Below are 13,394 nucleotides of genomic sequence, written 5' to 3' on the forward strand. Positions count from 1 at the left end.
GGGTTAATCGATTACTCAAGCAGCGCGTTCATCGCCTGGATTGCGCTCGAAGTAGCGCTTGTACTCGCGACTGAACTGCGACGTGCTCTGATACCCCACCCGATGCGCCGCTTGCGCCACCCCCAGGCCTTCGGCGAGCAACAATTGCTGCGCCTTGAGCAAGCGCAAGCGCTTCAAGTACTGCACCGGCGACAACAAGGTGCTGCGTTTGAAATGCTCATGGAAAGTCGACGCGCTCATGTTCGCGCAACTGGCCAGCGTCTCGACGTTCAGCGGTTCGGTGTAGTGCCCGTGCAGATGGTTGAGCGAGGCCGCAATCCGGGCGAACTGCCCCTGCTGCTCCACCAGTGCCCGCAATACATCCGCTTGCGGACCGCGTAACGCGACGAACAATAATTCGCGCAATCGCGCCGGCCCCATGATCTGGCATTCCTGCGGATCGTGCAGGCAACGCAACAACCGCTCCACGCAACCGCGCATGTCATCGTCGAGCACGGCCGAGGTCATCGAGTCTGGCGTTTGCGCAGCAATATTGCGCCTAGGCGCCAACCCCATGGCCAACACCAATTCACCGAGCAAAACCCGATCAATGGCAATCGAAACCCCGAGCATCGGCCCATCCGGCGCTGAAAACGTTTCGCACTCAAAAGGCACCGGCAACGCCTGGATCAGATAATGCCCGGCGCCATACTCCAGGGTTCGCGGGCCCAGGTACGCCAGTTTGCTGCCCTGGGCGATGATCACCAGGCTCGGCTCGTAGATCTGTGGACCACGCGCCACATCACAACTGGCCCGCAAAACCTGCACGCCCGGCAACGCCGTAGGGGCGAAGCCGTCGCGGGTGGTCAGCGGCTGGATCAACGAAACCAAGGTGGCATTGGCGTCGAGATGACGGGTTAACAACATGAGAGCTCTGCACCAAAAAAGTCGCGGAAAAAGGGATGAAAGCATCATCGCAGGTCTGATCGCCAATGCACCCCATCAAAGGCTGATGCCGGAGGATTAGGCATGACACCCGGAGGAATCGCCATGGCCGGTAGCCGGCACGGCGCCCAAAATGCGTCGCCTCACCTGTCACTGCTCTTGCGAGGTTCCTCATGTACACCGCCATCGGATACGCCGCCCAGTCGGCCACCACTCCCCTCGCCCCGGTAAAATTCGAACGCCGCAGCCCTCGCGCTGACGACGTTGCCATCGACATTCTCTACTGCGGCGTCTGTCATTCCGACATCCATCAGGCCCGCAACGAGTGGGGCATTGCCGTTTACCCGCTGATGCCTGGCCACGAGATCGTAGGCAAAGTTACCGCCGTTGGTGCGAATGTCACCCGGCACAAAATCGGCGATCTGGTTGGCGTCGGCTGCATGGTCGATTCCTGCCGCAGCTGCGAAGCCTGTCAGTCGAACCTGGAGCAATACTGCCTCGAAGGTCCGACCATGACTTATGCCACCCCGGACCGGGTCGATGGCAGCAACACCATGGGCGGTTACTCCGACAGCATCGTGGTCAGCGAACACTTCGTGGTGCGAATCCCGGAAAAACTCGACCTGGCCAGCGCCGCGCCGATCCTTTGCGCCGGCATCACTACCTACTCGCCGCTCAAGCATTACGGCGTGAAAGCGGGCGATAAGGTCGGGATTCTCGGCATGGGCGGCCTCGGCCACATGGGCATCAAGTTTGCCAAGGCAATGGGCGCGGAAGTGACGCTGTTCACCCGCTCGGCGAGCAAGGCTGAAGAAGGTCGTCGCCAAGGCGCCGACCATGTGATCGTGTCCACCGATGCCGAACAGATGAAAGCCGCTGCCGGGCACTTCAACTTCCTGCTGGACACCATTCCGGTGCAGCACGACCTCAACCCCTACCTCGATACCCTGCGTTTCGACGGCGTGCACATTCTGGTGGGATTGATCGAACCGATCGATCCACCCGTCCACGCCGCCAAACTGGTATTGGGTCGTCGCGTACTGGCCGGTTCGCTGATCGGTGGCGTCGCCGAAACCCAGGAAGTGCTGGATTTCTGCGCCGAGCACAACATCACCTGCGACATCGAAATGCTCGACATCCATCAGATCAACGAAGCGTTCACCCGCATGATTGCCGGTGATGTGAAGTACCGTTTCGTGATCGACATGGCGACGCTGAAAGTCTAAACCTTAGCGCCAAGCTCCGCCGAGAGCCGGGCCGTGACCCCTTTGATCAGGGGAATCAGCTCGGCCATTTTTTCCAGCGGCATGTACGGCACGGTGCTGGCAATGCTGATGCCAGCGACGATGCGCTTGCTGGCATCGCGGATCGGTGCCGCGACACAGCGGATCGACGGTTCGTTGTCTTCGAGGTCGAAGGCATAACCGCCCGCGACATACTCGATCATGCGCTGCTGGAACTGCTCCCAGGATTGCTCCGGGTGCTGCGGCCAGAATTGATTTTTCCCACCCGCTGGCAGACTGACTTCGTACAGCCTTTTCCAATCTTCCTGCGTGTCATCGAGCATCAGTGCCTTGCCGATCCCGGTACGCGCCAACGGCATCCGATGGCCGACCCGCGAGCGCATTTCCGGGCCATTGCGCCCCGGATTCTTGTGCAGATACAGCACCTCGTCGCCTTCACGTATCGCCAAGTGAATGGTGTCGCCGGTCAATGCCGACAACTCATCCAGATAGGGACCCGCCAACGTCACCAACGGCAGTTCTTCGCGCGCCTGAAAACCCAGCTCGATCAGCTTCGGCCCCAGCAGATATCCGACCTGCGGCACCACGCGCAGATAGCGCTCGTCCACCAGACAACTGGCCAGACGATGGGTGGTGCTGCGTGTCGTGCCGATCAACCGGGCGATTTCCTTGAGGTCGCGGGCGCCACTGGCCACAGCCTGAACCACACCCAGACCGCGAAGCAGTGTCTGGGTGCCGGTCGGCGCGGCATCCTTGGCGATTTTTGGGGCGTCTTCCTGCATATCCAGCCTTTACCGTTGAGCGAGTGAACGGGCGGCATTATGGTCGCCCGACGGCGGTCACTACAACTTGATACGCTCGACTTTGCCGACCAGCAAGATGTAGGAAAGCGCGCCAATCAACGCCAGAACCGAGATATAGGTGATCGCAGGAGCGAACGAATCACCGGTGGCGAGGAAACCGATGACAATCGGCGTGGTAATCGCCGCCAGGTTGCCGATGAAATTGAACACCCCGCCGGTCAAGCCGAGCAGGCGCGCTGGAGCCAGCGTGGACACCAGCGACCAGGTGATCGAGGCCAGGCCGTTACCGAAGAACGCCAACGCGAGGAAGGCAATCACCAGTGGCGTCGACTCGACGAAGTTGGCGCCGATGATCGAGGTGGAAATCAACAGACCGCCAATGATTGGCAATTTGCGAGCGAACCCCACGGTGTAGCCGCGACGGATCAGGAAGTCGGAGAAGAAACCGGAACAAAGCACGCCAACAAAGGCCGCGAGAAACGGTAGAGACGCCAACAGGCCGGACTTGATGAAGTCCATGCCGCGGTATTTCACCAGGTAGGTCGGGAACCATGTCAGGAAAAACCACAGCGTCGAGTTGAGGCAGAACTGACCGAGGTAGATGCCCCACAACTTGCGCTGGGTCAGCACGATGCCGAGATCGGTCCAGCTGAATTTGGCCTTGACCCTGGCTTGCTCGGCCTGGATATCCACCAGCCCGCCGCCTTCGCGGATCAGGTCGATTTCGGCGTCGTTGGCACCTTTGAAATCCCGTGGCTCGCGATACACCGCGTACCAGATCACCGCCCAGAGAATGCCGACTAAACCTGTGCTGACGAACACCATGTGCCAGCCGAACTCATGCTGCAGCCAGGCGAGCACCGGTGTCAGGAACGCCAGGCCGACGAATTGCCCGGAGGTGTAGAAACCGATGGCCGTGGCGCGTTCGCGCTCAGGGAACCAGGTGGTAACCACGCGGCTGTTGATCGGATAGGCCGGCGCTTCCAGGGCACCGACCGCCATGCGCAACACGAACAGCGCAATGAAGCTGGCGGCGAAGCCGAGCATCACGGTGGCAACCGACCACAGCAGCAAGGCAACGCTGTAGAGAATGCGCGGTGGCACCCGGTCGACCAGCCAGCCACCGGGAATCTGCATGGCGGCGTAGGTCCAGCCGAACGCTGAAAAAATCAGCCCGACATGGATCGGGTCGATGCCCAGTTCGCTGGTCAGTGCCGGGGCGGCGATGGACAGGTTGCTGCGGTCCAGGTAGTTGATCACCACGGTGATGAACAGCAGGACCATGATGAAAAAACGCTTGCGACTGGGCGTCACCAACGACGCCTGCCCTGCGAGGGATTGCGGTTGCATGAGGGATGCCTCTTCTTATGTTTATTGAGGTCGATGTGAAACGCAGATCTCGCTAACCATGGAGATCAAATGTGGGAGCGAGCTTGCTCGCGATGAGGGCGAGTCAGTCGACATCAATGCTGAATGTCAGGCCGCTATCGCGAGCAAGCTCGCTCCCACAGGGGTTTGCGGTGGGTCAGATAAAACTCACCACTCGGCGAAGCTGCCGTCGGCATGACGCCAGATCGGGTTGCGCCAGCGGTGGCCGACGGCGGCGCGTTCGATGACGTATTCCTCGTTGATCTCGATGCCCAGGCCTGGGCCATTCGGGATCTTCACGAAGCCTTTGTCGTAGTCGAACACCCGTGGATCTTTCACGTAATCGAGCAGGTCGTTGCTCTCGTTGTAGTGAATGCCCAGGCTCTGCTCCTGGATGAACGCGTTGTAGCAAACCGCGTCCAGTTGCAGGCACGCCGCCAGTGCAATCGGGCCCAGCGGGCAATGCAGCGCCAATGCCACGTCGTAGGCTTCGGCCATGTTGGCAATCTTGCGGGTTTCGGTGATGCCACCGGCGTGCGACGCGTCCGGCTGGATGATGTCGACGTAACCTTCGCTGAGCACACGCTTGAAGTCCCAGCGCGAGAACAAGCGCTCGCCGAGGGCAATCGGGGTGCTGGTCAGCGGTGCCAGTTCCTTCAGCGCTTCGTAGTTTTCGCTGAGCACTGGCTCTTCGATGAACATCAATTTGTACGGGTCGAGTTCCTTCATCAGGACCTTGGCCATGGGCTTGTGCACCCGGCCATGGAAATCCACGCCGATGCCGACGTTCGGGCCGACCGCGTCACGCACGGCGGCGACGTTGGCCAGGGCCAGGTCGACTTTCTCGAAGGAATCGAGGAATTGCAGCTCTTCGGTGCCGTTCATTTTCACGGCGGTGAAACCACGCTCGACCGCCTCTTTCGCCGCACGCGCGGTGTCTGCCGGGCGGTCGCCGCCAATCCACGAATAGACGCGAATCTTGTCCCGCACCTGACCACCGAGCAGATCGCTGACCGACACCCCCAAGGCCTTGCCCTTGATGTCCCACAACGCCTGGTCGATGCCGGCCAGCGCGCTCATGTGGATCGCGCCGCCACGGTAGAAGCCGCCGCGATACAGCACGGTCCAGATGTCCTCAATGTTGCGTGGGTCTTTGCCGATCAGGTAGTCGGACAATTCTTCAACGGCAGCCGCCACAGTGTGCGCGCGACCTTCGACCACAGGCTCGCCCCAACCGGTCACGCCCTCGTCGGTTTCTATCTTGAGGAAGCACCAGCGCGGCGGAACGATGAAGGTGGTGAGTTTGGTGATTTTCATCTATTGCCTCTCTTATTAGATGCAGCGCGCTCGGCGCCAAAAAGTCTTAACGCAGAGCGTTCCATGCAGCGACATACGCCTTGGCGTTTACGGCCACTTCCTGCGGGGTCATGCCCGGTTTGAACAACCCGGAACCGAGGCCGAAACCTTTGACGCCCGCGTCGATAAACACCTGCATGTTGTCCGGTGTAATCCCGCCGACCGGCGCCAGAATAGTTCCGGCCGGCAGTACCGCGAGCCAGGCCTTGACCACGGCCGGGCCCATTTGCTCGGCCGGGAACATCTTCAGCACGTCCGCGCCTTCAGCCAGCGCGGCAAAGGCTTCGGTCGGCGTGGCAACGCCCGGCGACAGGTACAGTCCCGCCGCTTTCGCCGCGCGTAGCACCTTGGGATCGCTGTGCGGCATGACGATCACTTGTCCGCCCGCCGCTTTCACTTGTTCGACCTGCTCCGGCGTCAGCACCGTGCCCGCGCCGATCAGGCAATCGGCGGGCAACGTACTGCGCAGGATGCGGATGCTGTCGTACGGCTCGGGGGAATTGAGCGGCACTTCGATGACGCGAAATCCGGCGGCGTAAAGGACTTCGCCAATGGCGGCCGCTTCTTGCGGACGCAGGCCACGCAGGATCGCGATCAGACCGTTTTGCGCCAGTGCTTGCTTGAGCATGTCAGACCTCCAGTCAGGTTTAACGGGATGAGGTTGGAGTGATCAGTCCGGCGGCCACCGCCAACTGCCACAAGCCGCGCTCGGTGGCGTTTTCAGCCAGTGTCACGCGGGCAAAACCGCAGGCATCGAGTGCCCGGCGGTAGCGGTCACAGAGCTGGGCATTACCGATAAGGATGACCGAGGGCAAAGGCGCGCTATTGCGCCGGCGCTGCTGAACGCTGGCCAGCGCTGACAGCTCATGGCCGATCAGCAGCCCGGACAAATAATCCGGTTGTGCAGAGGCACTGAGTTTGCCGGTCAGCCCGAGGCTGCGCGCACTGAAGAGTGTCGACAACGGACCGATCTCGCCGTCCGCCGACAGGGCCACCTGCACACCACGGTCAAACGCCTCGCCATCAAAGGACGCGCCGCGTTGCTGTGTGCGTCCCAGAATGCTGTGTTCGCTGAGCACGGCGAAGATCTCGCCGGTCATGAACGTGTCGAAATGGACAATGCACCCGCCTGCGACTTCCACCCATTTCGAATGACTGCCCGGCAGGCCGATCAACAGGTCAGCGCCCTGCTCGACCGGCAGATTTTGCAGGACACCCAGCACTTGGGTTTCTTCACCGCGCATCACATTCGGCAAGCGCGAACGCTGAATCACGCCCGGCACGATGTGTACATCGACACCGCGAAGACTGCGAACCGATTGCAGGGAGTTGCCGAGATGGGCGACGTTCGCCGGCGTGTCGCAGTAGGCCGCTTCGCGCCAGCCCTGTGCGCTGCCAACCATGCCGCAGGCGATCACGGGTAAATCGGGCTGAGCGTCGAGCCAGTCACCGCAAGCCTCATCGAACGCCAGTTCAAAACCGTCGGTGCATTCCTGGCCGTTGATGATTCGCGGCGTCCGGGGCAGCTGCATGATCCCGGACGACAGCGAACGCTGTTCCAGTACCTGGCCGCCCGCGGCGAGTTTGTAAGCACGTAATGAGGTTGTCCCCCAATCGAGCGCGATCAATTGCGCCAGCATCGCTTCACCTGTTTTGTTTATTGGCAGTGAGTGAGCAGGACTATAAACCCGGACGCAGGAAAATCTCAATATATAAATATCACTCCCATATTATGGGATACAGGCAAAAAAAACCGCAGCCTTCGTCAGCCCCTACACCTGGATGTAAAAGCTGGCAAAAGCTGCGATCGTTCAGGGAATCAGTTGCCTTCGGCGAACTCGCGCAACACCGCCCCGTCCATCCGATACCGAACCCACTCTTCCTGCGGCTGCGCACCCAACGACTTGTAAAACTCGATGGCTGGTTTGTTCCAGTCCAGCACGCTCCATTCAAACCGTCCGCAGTCATTGGCGCAGGCAATTTTGGCGAGGTGGCGCAGCAAGGTTTTGCCGGCGCCGCCACCGCGCTGCTCGGGGGTGATGTAGAGGTCTTCGAGGTACAGGCAATTGCTGCCCAGCCAGGTCGAGTAACTGAAGAAGAACACGGCGAAGCCGATGGGCACGCCGTCGCGCAGGCAGATCAGGCCATGGGCGGTGGCGCCTTCGCTGAACAGGCTGCGCTCGATGTCGGCGACGCTGGCGATGACTTCGTGGCGGGCACGTTCGTAGTCGGCCAATTCAGTGATGAACCCGAGGATTTGCGGTGCATCGCTGGGGGTCGCCGGGCGGATCTCGATCGTCATGGACGTGCCTTCGTCATAGGTTGAAAACGCCATACTAAGTCGGCGCGAGGGACTCGTCACACTGGAAATGCAAAGCTGATCCATGGAGCATGTGTCGTTGCCAGAAACGCTTTCACTTAACAGGATGTTTATGACCACTGATGCTTTCGCGCCGCTGCAATCCCTCGCAGCGCAACTGCTGCCCCACGCATTGGAGCCTTCAGAGGATGGCGCTCACGATTTATCCCATCTGCAACGGGTGTGGCACAACGTGCGCACGCTTCATGCTGAAGAAGCGGGCGACCTTGATGTGTTGCTGGCGGCAGTGCTTCTGCATGACTGCGTGGCGGTGGAGAAGAACTCGCCGTTGCGCTCGCAGGCGTCACGACTGGCCGCCGAGAAAGCGTCTGCCGTGTTGGCCGACATGGATTGGCCCAGCGCAAAAATCAACGCGGTGGCCCACGCCATCGAAGCTCACAGCTTTAGCGCCAACATCGCCCCCTTCACGCTCGAAGCGAAAATCATGCAGGACGCCGACCGGCTCGATTCCCTCGGCATGCTCGGTGTCGCGCGCACGTTCTATATCGCCGGACGCATGGGCAGCGCGCTGTACGATCCGCAAGACCCGCAAGCGAAGGCGCGGGATTACGATGACAAGCGTTTTTGCCTGGATCACTTTCAGACCAAGCTCTTGCATCTGGCGGACGGTTTCCAGACGACCACTGGCCAGCGCTTGGCGCGCATCCGGCATGATCGGTTGAAAGACTTCATGGAGTTGTTCGAGGAAGAAATCGGCATTGACTGAAAGCATTACTCCGGCCAGCACTAACCCTGGAATCGATAACCTCAGACCTAACATCAGCGTCTTGCATGGTAGATAGATGTGCTGCACCTCTATCGGGTCAAGGAACCGCGTCATGCCTAGCGCTACACCTCAAGTTTCCAGCCGGTTGTTCGGCCTGTTTTGCCTCGCCAGTTACTTGCTGTCGTTGTCCTACGGCTCGACGTTTTTATTGTCGCTGTTGATCGGCTCGCGCGGCGGCAACGAACACGATGCCGGCAGTGTGATCTCGGCGGCGATGGTCAGTACGTTTGCGGCGGTGATCGTCTCCGGGCATCTGTCCGATTTACTCGGCGCGGCGCGTTCGATTGCGCTGTTTGGCGTGCTGTTGGTGGCAGCAAGCCTGGGCTTCGCGCTTACGCCAGGCTTTGGCAATCTGCTGCTGTTTTTCGGTCTGTTGCTCGGCCTGGGCTGGGGCGTTTTTTACACCTTGGGGCCGATTATCGTGGCGAGTCTGGTGACGCCCGCTCAGCGCGCGAAATACTTTGCGTTGCTGTCGGGCAGCATGATGACCGGCATCGGCAGTGCTCCGTTGCTGGGTCGCGCGGCCAGTGCCCTTGGTTATCCTGTCACCGCCGCGTTTTACCTCGCCGCGCTGGCGAGCCTGATCGGTGTGTTGCTGTTCTGGCGGCTGGATGTGCAGCTCAAGAAAACGCCATCGCCGGCCACCGCCGTCGCGCGCATCTCCTGGCGCGCAACGGCCCGGGTGCTGTCGTCCAGAGCGGTGTTCCCGATCATCATGGTCGGCCTCGGCGGATCCGTGTTCGGTGGGTTGTCGAGTTTTCAAACCAGCTATGCGGCGTCGCGTTCACTGGATTACTCGTTGTTCTTTTTTGGCTTCATGGGGGCGGCGATCAGTAGCCGGATGTTGATTGCCGGCGTGGTGGTCAAACGCGACCCGCTCCGCGCGTCCTGCTTGCTGTCGGGTGTGATGATGGGGTCGATCGTGCTGTTCGGTTTAGTGGTCGACAGCGGGTTTAGCTACGTGCTGGCGGCGATGATGCTCGGGGTCGGCTACGGGCTGACGTACTCGGTGATCAACGGCCTGGCAGCGAATGAAGCGCCGTCCGGCACCACCTCGCAAGCGTTGTTGTTGTTCAGTTTGTCGTACTTCATTGGCGTGTTTGGCTTTCCGTGGCTGGCCGGGAGGATCATCGTCGAACACGGGATGATGACACTGCTGCTGACTGTTTTCGCCATAGCGCTGCTGAACTGGTCGATCACTGTCGGTCGCCTGATCTGGCGCCGGGTTGTCAGCGCGAGAGCCTTGCAAAAGGCCTGAACCGTTCGTCGTTCATCAGGCACCAAATTAAATCGAGGGCGGACCAACATCAGGTAAGGACTCTTATTAAATGGAGAACCAACCATGATCACATTCCGCTTGACTGCCCTCGCACTCGCCACGCTGCTGTCCTCTGCCGCCATCGCCGCGACCAGCACCTCGGATACCGGCCCGACCGACCCGGTCGATAGCCATAAATCCCCGACGACACAAAGCTTGCCCGGCCTGAACATCAACGGCTCGGGCGTCGACAGCGGCTTGCCTCCCTCCACGGGCATCGACCCACGGACCCAAGGCAACGACGCGGGCCGTCAAGGTGGAATGAACCTGCCCGATACCCAGACGCCCGACAACGCCGGCAGCGGCATCGGCGCCAAAACCACCACCGGTGGTTCGGGTTCCGAGGGCGGTGTCAGCCAATAGTTCGCCGATGCGAGTTGCACCTATCCACATCCATGAAGAGGTAAGCATGAACGTCGATAAAAACCTGGAAAAAGAAGTCCTGACCCGCCTGCTGCACGCCCACCCTGGGGGCTTGGGCAAGGAAGTCCTGGACAATTACCGGGGGGAGAAAGTCGTGGCCAGCACCCTCGCCACTTTGCAGGACCGTGGACTGATCCAGCACGGGCATGTGACGTGTAACGAGGCCGGCGAGCACTCGCTGAACCTGCCGATCAAACTCAGCGCCGCCGGGGTGGAAGCGGCGCGCAAGCTGGACGTTTAGCACTCTGAATCAGGTTGCTCCCACACTGGATCTGTGAACGATACACATCCCCTGTGGGAGTGAGCCTGCTCGCGATGGCGGCGGATCAGCCGCCAAAAGTCTTGCGGATCAACCCATCCACTTCAGCCATCCCAGGCGAAGTCGCCGGCCCCCAACGAGTCACGGCCAGCGCCGCTGCTGCATTGGCTCGCCTGGCCGCCTCACCTGTCGACAAGCCTTGCGACAGACCGGCGATAAACACGCCGGCATGCGCATCGCCGGCGCCATTGCTGTCCACCGCCTCGACCTTGAAGCCCGGCACATGCTGACGGTCGCCACGCTGACTGATCCAGCACCCTTGCGGCCCATCGCGAACCACCATCAGCACACCGGCCGGCAGATGATCGGTCAGCCTGTCCAGCGCCTCGGCAATGTCCGCCGCCCCGGTGAACCGCAGCGCTTCGACACCGTTGCTGGTCCACAGATCAATGCGCGGCACCAACGCTTGCATCAATGGTGCGTCCGGTGATTCCACCAACGGCCCCGGATCGAACACCACGTTGATTGTGCGTGGCAATGCCAGCACCCAATCCACTAGCGCCTGGGCCTTGCCGCTGTGCAACAGGCTGTAGCCGCTGACGTAAACGTAGTCGCCCGTTTCGGCCGACACGCTAGCCAGATCCTGCGCCGTCAACTCACCCTCGGCACCGATATAGGAAATGAAACTGCGCTCGGCCGATGCGTCGGTCACCGCAACGCACAATCCCGTATCCCGTTCGGCTTTGTGCGCGATGCCGATCCGAATACCTTCGGCCTGCATCGCCTCACGGGCCAGATCGCCGAAACGACCGGTGCCATGACGTCCGAGGTAAACCACCGGCAAGCCATTACGCTGAGCGGCGGCCATCACGTTGAAGCCGCCGCCGGCTTCGAAACTGGCCGATTGCGCCAACACATCGCCGCCCGGTTGGGGCAGTTTATCGACGGCCATGACCAGGTCGATGATGACCTGGCCGGTGTGCAACAGCTTAGGCATGAGCATTCTCGGTCAACGCAGCGCGACGATCCTTCGCCCCACCGAGTACAAAATAAATCCCGCCAGCCACCAGGAACGTCACGATCCAGCCGAGGCCGTTATGGCCCAGCCACGAGTCGGACAGGAAGCCACGGAACCAGACAGTCTGTTCGGTGGTGCCGATGGTGGTGAAGCTGAAGCCCAGCACGATTGCCAGCGCCCACGCACCGAACGCGCGCCACTCGATGCCGCCGTTGTACCAGTAGGCGCTGCTCGGGGTGACGTCCAGCAAGTCTTTGGGGCTGTAGTAATGACGATGAATCAGGTCGACAACGAAGATCCCGACCCACGCCGTGATCGGCACCGCCAACAGTGAAATGAAGGTGATGAACGGGCCGTAGAAACTGTCGGCAATCAGCATGAAGTAGATCGAACCGGCGAAGATCGCCACGATGTCGACCACCACGGCGTAGACGCGCTTGACCTTGAGGCCAAGGGTCAGCGTGGTCAAACCGGCGGAATACACCGACAGGTTATTCGACAGCAGAAGCCCGCCGAACGCCGTGATCAGGTACGGCACGGCCATCCAGGTCGGCAGCATGTCGCGGATCGCGATGATAGGGTCAGTAGCCGAAGCCAAGTCGTTGTTGCCCACTGACAGCAAGCCGCCAAGGGTGATCAGCAACACCAGCGGAATCCCCGCACCGAACGCCGCCGAGGCCACCAGGCGCACGGCTTTGACGCTACGGTGCTGATAGCGCGACATGTCGGCACCGGCATTGGCCCAACCGATCCCGGTGCCTGCGGCCATGGTGCCGACGCCGATGATCATTGCGCTCAACGGTGCTGGCGTGGCGTTGAACACCGCGCTCCAGTCGATGGTGGCGCAGAGAAAGCCGCCGACCACAATGTTCAGCGCGCCGAACACGTAGGTGGCCCACTTCTGGATCACCAGCAACGTGGCGTGACCGAGGCCGGACACCGACAAGGTCAGCAGGACGAAAATCGCGATGAAGATCAGGGTCAGCACCGGGGCGCTTTTGGCTTCCACCGGTGAGCCGAACAGGATCGAACACAGCGACAGCAACACGAAAGCGGCCGTGGTGGTGTTGACGGTTTCCCAACCCAGCCGGGACATCAGCGAGACCAGGGTCGGGCCGATATTGCCGCGTACCCCGAAGATCGCTCGCGACAGCGTCAGGCTTGGTGCACGACCACGGCGACCGGCGATGGAAATGATCCCGACCACCGCAAAGGAACCGGCGGCGCCGAGGATTGCGACAATGATCGCCTGCCAGATCGCCAAGCCGCGAAACGCCACCAGCGTGGCACCCAGCGGCAGACCGAGGATGGAAATGTTGGCGGCAAACCAGACCCAGAACAGCTGCAGCGGATGACCGTTGCACTCCGCTTCTGGCACCGGCTCGATGCCACGGGTTTCCAGTTGCCCGGCGCTTTGCCCGGCGTTCGATGAACTCATGTGAAATGCTCCTGTTGCCTTTGTTGTGGTTGTGGGCAATGACGGAAGACGAAACTACATCCCGGCCGTCCTGGCCGTATTCGCGCGTTCCATTGCG

14 protein-coding genes are annotated in these 13,394 nt (G+C 60.9%); 5 read left to right on the top strand and 9 right to left on the bottom strand.

All coding sequences use genetic code 11. The features are described 5' to 3' along the window. Positions 1-15: 15 nt before the first annotated feature. A complete protein-coding gene (locus ACM6I0_RS25400; RefSeq protein ID WP_285430465.1) occupies positions 16-906 on the bottom strand; it encodes an AraC family transcriptional regulator in 891 nt (296 codons plus the stop codon). Between the two features lie 191 nt (positions 907-1,097). Here ACM6I0_RS25400 and ACM6I0_RS25405 point away from each other — a divergent pair, with 191 nt between their 5' ends. Beyond that, on the top strand, positions 1,098-2,150 hold the full coding sequence (locus ACM6I0_RS25405; protein ID WP_285430464.1) for an NAD(P)-dependent alcohol dehydrogenase: 1,053 nt from the start codon (positions 1,098-1,100) through the stop codon (positions 2,148-2,150). On the opposite strand, the gene ACM6I0_RS25410 is transcribed toward ACM6I0_RS25405, so the two are convergent. The 6 genes from ACM6I0_RS25410 to ACM6I0_RS25435 all read right to left on the bottom strand — a co-directional run bounded on the left by ACM6I0_RS25410 (position 2,147) and on the right by ACM6I0_RS25435 (position 7,997). After that, a complete protein-coding gene (locus ACM6I0_RS25410) occupies positions 2,147-2,950 on the bottom strand; it encodes an IclR family transcriptional regulator (protein ID WP_054613878.1) in 804 nt (267 codons plus the stop codon). The two genes, ACM6I0_RS25405 and ACM6I0_RS25410, sit on opposite strands and share 4 nt — an antisense overlap. A gap of 60 nt (positions 2,951-3,010) precedes the next feature. Next, positions 3,011-4,321, bottom strand: a complete 1,311-nt coding sequence (locus tag ACM6I0_RS25415) for an MFS transporter (RefSeq protein ID WP_285430463.1) — start codon at positions 4,319-4,321, stop codon at positions 3,011-3,013. Positions 4,322-4,507: 186 nt separating this feature from the next. Beyond that, entirely contained in the window at positions 4,508-5,656 is a 1,149-nt protein-coding gene (gene dgoD / locus ACM6I0_RS25420; protein ID WP_090186690.1) for a galactonate dehydratase, read from the bottom strand. A gap of 46 nt (positions 5,657-5,702) precedes the next feature. Then, complete coding sequence (locus ACM6I0_RS25425; RefSeq protein WP_285430460.1) at positions 5,703-6,323, bottom strand: 2-dehydro-3-deoxy-6-phosphogalactonate aldolase; 621 nt, start codon at positions 6,321-6,323, stop codon at positions 5,703-5,705. Positions 6,324-6,342: 19 nt separating this feature from the next. Then, positions 6,343-7,335, bottom strand: a complete 993-nt coding sequence (locus ACM6I0_RS25430; protein WP_285430459.1) for a 2-dehydro-3-deoxygalactonokinase — start codon at positions 7,333-7,335, stop codon at positions 6,343-6,345. Positions 7,336-7,514: 179 nt separating this feature from the next. Beyond that, a complete protein-coding gene (locus ACM6I0_RS25435) occupies positions 7,515-7,997 on the bottom strand; it encodes a GNAT family N-acetyltransferase (protein WP_285430457.1) in 483 nt (160 codons plus the stop codon). A gap of 130 nt (positions 7,998-8,127) precedes the next feature. Here ACM6I0_RS25435 and ACM6I0_RS25440 point away from each other — a divergent pair, with 130 nt between their 5' ends. The 4 genes from ACM6I0_RS25440 (at position 8,128) to ACM6I0_RS25455 (ending at position 10,823) form a co-directional block, all read left to right on the top strand. Next, positions 8,128-8,781 (top strand): HD domain-containing protein, encoded by a 654-nt coding sequence (locus ACM6I0_RS25440; RefSeq protein WP_285430455.1) that lies wholly within the window; start codon positions 8,128-8,130, stop codon positions 8,779-8,781. Positions 8,782-8,893: 112 nt separating this feature from the next. Next, a complete protein-coding gene (locus ACM6I0_RS25445; protein WP_285430453.1) occupies positions 8,894-10,099 on the top strand; it encodes an MFS transporter in 1,206 nt (401 codons plus the stop codon). A gap of 84 nt (positions 10,100-10,183) precedes the next feature. Continuing rightward, a complete protein-coding gene (locus ACM6I0_RS25450) occupies positions 10,184-10,522 on the top strand; it encodes a hypothetical protein (protein WP_414923569.1) in 339 nt (112 codons plus the stop codon). Between the two features lie 46 nt (positions 10,523-10,568). Continuing rightward, entirely contained in the window at positions 10,569-10,823 is a 255-nt protein-coding gene (locus ACM6I0_RS25455) for a hypothetical protein (protein ID WP_090186707.1), read from the top strand. An 85-nt stretch (positions 10,824-10,908) separates the two neighbouring features. Here ACM6I0_RS25455 and ACM6I0_RS25460 read toward each other — a convergent pair whose 3' ends face one another. Both ACM6I0_RS25460 and ACM6I0_RS25465 read right to left on the bottom strand, forming a co-directional pair. Continuing rightward, positions 10,909-11,838, bottom strand: coding sequence for a PfkB family carbohydrate kinase (locus ACM6I0_RS25460; RefSeq protein WP_414923570.1), 930 nt, complete (start codon positions 11,836-11,838; stop codon positions 10,909-10,911). Next, the gene (locus tag ACM6I0_RS25465; RefSeq protein ID WP_285430449.1) at positions 11,831-13,297 is read right to left on the bottom strand and encodes a purine-cytosine permease family protein; all 1,467 of its coding nucleotides are present in this window, start codon (positions 13,295-13,297) and stop codon (positions 11,831-11,833) included. The genes ACM6I0_RS25460 and ACM6I0_RS25465 overlap by 8 nt, the downstream gene beginning before the upstream one ends. Positions 13,298-13,394 lie beyond the last annotated feature (97 nt).

The sequence above is a fragment of the Pseudomonas sp. IT-P294 genome (assembly GCF_949767865.1).
In the GTDB taxonomy this organism is placed as follows: Bacteria; Pseudomonadota; Gammaproteobacteria; order Pseudomonadales; family Pseudomonadaceae; genus Aquipseudomonas.

Excerpts from the sequence above, each read along its gene's own strand:
- ACM6I0_RS25405 (WP_285430464.1), top strand. The coding sequence starts at position 1,098 with ATGTACACCGCCATCGGATACGCCGCCCAGTCGGCCACCACTCCCCTC.
- ACM6I0_RS25455 (WP_090186707.1), top strand. The coding sequence starts at position 10,569 with ATGAACGTCGATAAAAACCTGGAAAAAGAAGTCCTGACCCGCCTGCTG.
- ACM6I0_RS25435 (WP_285430457.1), bottom strand. The coding sequence starts at position 7,997 with ATGACGATCGAGATCCGCCCGGCGACCCCCAGCGATGCACCGCAAATC.
- ACM6I0_RS25400 (WP_285430465.1), bottom strand. The coding sequence starts at position 906 with ATGTTGTTAACCCGTCATCTCGACGCCAATGCCACCTTGGTTTCGTTG.
- ACM6I0_RS25450 (WP_414923569.1), top strand. The coding sequence starts at position 10,184 with ATGATCACATTCCGCTTGACTGCCCTCGCACTCGCCACGCTGCTGTCC.
- ACM6I0_RS25415 (WP_285430463.1), bottom strand. The coding sequence starts at position 4,321 with ATGCAACCGCAATCCCTCGCAGGGCAGGCGTCGTTGGTGACGCCCAGT.
- dgoD (WP_090186690.1), bottom strand. The coding sequence starts at position 5,656 with ATGAAAATCACCAAACTCACCACCTTCATCGTTCCGCCGCGCTGGTGC.
- ACM6I0_RS25465 (WP_285430449.1), bottom strand. The coding sequence starts at position 13,297 with ATGAGTTCATCGAACGCCGGGCAAAGCGCCGGGCAACTGGAAACCCGT.
- ACM6I0_RS25430 (WP_285430459.1), bottom strand. The coding sequence starts at position 7,335 with ATGCTGGCGCAATTGATCGCGCTCGATTGGGGGACAACCTCATTACGT.
- ACM6I0_RS25460 (WP_414923570.1), bottom strand. The coding sequence starts at position 11,838 with ATGCCTAAGCTGTTGCACACCGGCCAGGTCATCATCGACCTGGTCATG.
- ACM6I0_RS25445 (WP_285430453.1), top strand. The coding sequence starts at position 8,894 with ATGCCTAGCGCTACACCTCAAGTTTCCAGCCGGTTGTTCGGCCTGTTT.
- ACM6I0_RS25440 (WP_285430455.1), top strand. The coding sequence starts at position 8,128 with ATGACCACTGATGCTTTCGCGCCGCTGCAATCCCTCGCAGCGCAACTG.
- ACM6I0_RS25410 (WP_054613878.1), bottom strand. The coding sequence starts at position 2,950 with ATGCAGGAAGACGCCCCAAAAATCGCCAAGGATGCCGCGCCGACCGGC.
- ACM6I0_RS25425 (WP_285430460.1), bottom strand. The coding sequence starts at position 6,323 with ATGCTCAAGCAAGCACTGGCGCAAAACGGTCTGATCGCGATCCTGCGT.